This window comes from Mesorhizobium sp. M5C.F.Ca.IN.020.32.2.1 (genome assembly GCF_004023105.1).
In the GTDB taxonomy this organism is placed as follows: domain Bacteria; phylum Pseudomonadota; class Alphaproteobacteria; order Rhizobiales; family Rhizobiaceae; genus Mesorhizobium; species Mesorhizobium wenxiniae.
In genome coordinates this window covers 1-1,990 of sequence record NZ_RZSX01001037.1, presented here as the reverse complement: position 1 = coordinate 1,990, position 1,990 = coordinate 1, and the positions used below count along the sequence as shown (strand labels likewise).

Genomic DNA, 1,990 nt, shown 5'->3' with positions numbered 1-1,990 from the left:
GATCACCGAGATCGCTCAGGAATCGGTCGCCACGCCCAAGGATGTCATGGACCGGATTGCTGCGTTGAAGGAGCAGGGACGCAAGAACGCGCTGCTGATGCTGGCGTCGAAGACCGGCGAATTGCGGTTTGTGACGATCCGGATGGACTGAGTCCGGCCGGCTTTGCTGTCTTGGCAGAACCGGTCGAACTTCACTTTCTCTGGCGCCCGAAGTTGAGTGATCCGAAGGATGAGATGGTGCTTGCGGCAGCGATCAATCGTCGGGCAGACGCATTGGTCACTCACAATCGCCGCGATTTTGTGACTGCGGCAGGCCGTTTTTGAAGTTCCAGTGATCAGTCCCGCCGAATTGTTGGAAGGATTTCGAACATGAGCAAGGCGACCTATCCGTTGAAACTTCCCTTGTCGATCAAGGAGGGCTGCACGTCTGGCAAAAGGCTGATGGGGTGTCGCTGAACCAGTGGATCGCTTCGGCCGTGGCGCAAAAGGTTGGAGCCATGGAGACAGCGGCGATTTCCTACGTCGACGGGCTGGTGATGCATCAGGCGATGATTTCGCTAAAGTCCTCGATCGCGTCGGCGTCAAACCGCCGCAGCCCGGTGGCGAGCTTCCGTTTGACAAGCACTGATCAAGGCCGGTTTTTTTGCCAATCCTTGGCTGTCAGCCTGTAGAACACATGCCGCTTGAGCATGGCATGGCTGTCCGGAATGCCGGGGTGGTCGAAATCGCTGGCCGGGTCGGCGATCATGCCCAGGCGCTTCATGACGGCTGTGGAACGGCTGTTATCCCTAACGGCGAAGGACACGATTTCGTCGAGGCCAAGCGTTTCGAAGCCATAGGCGAGCCACGCTTCGGCTGCCTCGGTGACATAGCCATGGCCCCAGAATTCGGGCGCCAGCCGCCAGCCGATCTCGACTGTGCCGGCAGGCAGGAAGGGCAAATGATCGGTGTCGAGAAGGCCGACGAAGCCGATGCATTGGCGCGTTTCAATTATCTCGGCGGCAGCGAAACCGTAGCCATCCTCGGCGATCCAGGCGCGGAACTCGTCCATTTTGGCGTCCGCGGCAGCGCGGTCGCGGCGAAATGGAAAGAATTCCATGACGCGTTCGTCGGAATTGATGCGGTAGAAGAGCTCACGGTCGCGATCCTCCCAGTTGCGCAGGATCAGGCGCTCGGTGCGGATCGGCGTCACTCCACAAATTCCTCCCGCCGGTAGCCCTGCAGATAGAGCAGCGCCGTCAGATCGCCGTGGTCAATGCGGAATTTTGCCTCCGCCGCCACGACCTGTTTGGCATGAAGTGCCACACCGGTGCCGGCTAGGCGGATCATGTCGAGGTCGTTGGCGCCATCGCCGACAGCCATGGCGTCGGCGGTCGTCAGCCCGAGTCGCGCCGAAATCTCGAGCAGCGCATCGGCCTTGGCGGCACGCCCCAGGATCGGCTCGGCCACCAGCCCGGTGAAGTGGCCGTCCTGCTCGATCAGGCGGTTGGCGCGGTTCTCCTGAAAGCCGAGCATGGCGGCGATGCGTGAGGTGAAGACGTTGAAGCCACCCGACACGAGTGCAGTCCATGCGCCATTGGCCCGCATGGTCTGGACAAGTGCGCGGCCGCCGGAGGCCAGCGTCAAGCGGTTGGCGATGACGCGGTCGACCACGGCAGCGTCGAGGCCTTTCAGCAGCGCCACCCGCTCGCGCAAGGCCGGCTCGAATGCGATCTCGCCATTCATCGATCGCGCCGTGATGGCGGCGACGTAATCCTTGACGCCGATCTCGTCGGCAAGCTCGTCGATGCACTCCTGGTCGATAACAGTCGAATCCATATCGGCGATGAGAATTTTCTTCCGCCTTCCCTCGGCCTGCTGGACGATCACGTCGACCGGTTCGGGTGCGAGCACGGCGCGCAGGCCGGCGGTCGTTTCAACGGCTTCGGCCGCCTCGGGCAAAGCGAATTCGCAGGCGATGCCTTCGGCCAGCCAGCGAACAGTGCTTGCG

The 1,990-nt window shown here is 61.9% G+C and carries 3 protein-coding genes and 1 pseudogene; 2 read left to right on the top strand and 2 right to left on the bottom strand.

What is annotated here, in order from left to right; translation table 11 throughout:
• Both EOA86_RS40880 and EOA86_RS40875 read left to right on the top strand, forming a co-directional pair.
• Positions 1–151 (top strand): annotated as a pseudogene (locus EOA86_RS40880) (serine protease); the annotation flags it as partial.
• Between the two features lie 20 nt (positions 152–171).
• A complete protein-coding gene (locus tag EOA86_RS40875) occupies positions 172–324 on the top strand; it encodes a PIN domain-containing protein (RefSeq protein WP_348633378.1) in 153 nt (50 codons plus the stop codon).
• A gap of 304 nt (positions 325–628) precedes the next feature.
• On the opposite strand, the gene EOA86_RS32475 is transcribed toward EOA86_RS40875, so the two are convergent.
• Positions 629–1,192 carry a GNAT family N-acetyltransferase gene (locus EOA86_RS32475; protein WP_127209636.1) on the bottom strand — a complete coding sequence of 188 codons (564 nt, stop codon included), beginning with the start codon at positions 1,190–1,192 and terminating at the stop codon, positions 629–631.
• Positions 1,189–1,990, bottom strand: an 802-nt coding sequence (serB, locus tag EOA86_RS32470; RefSeq protein WP_128345329.1) for a phosphoserine phosphatase SerB, incomplete at its 5' end; no start/stop codon positions are given. The genes serB and EOA86_RS32475, both read right to left, overlap by 4 nt.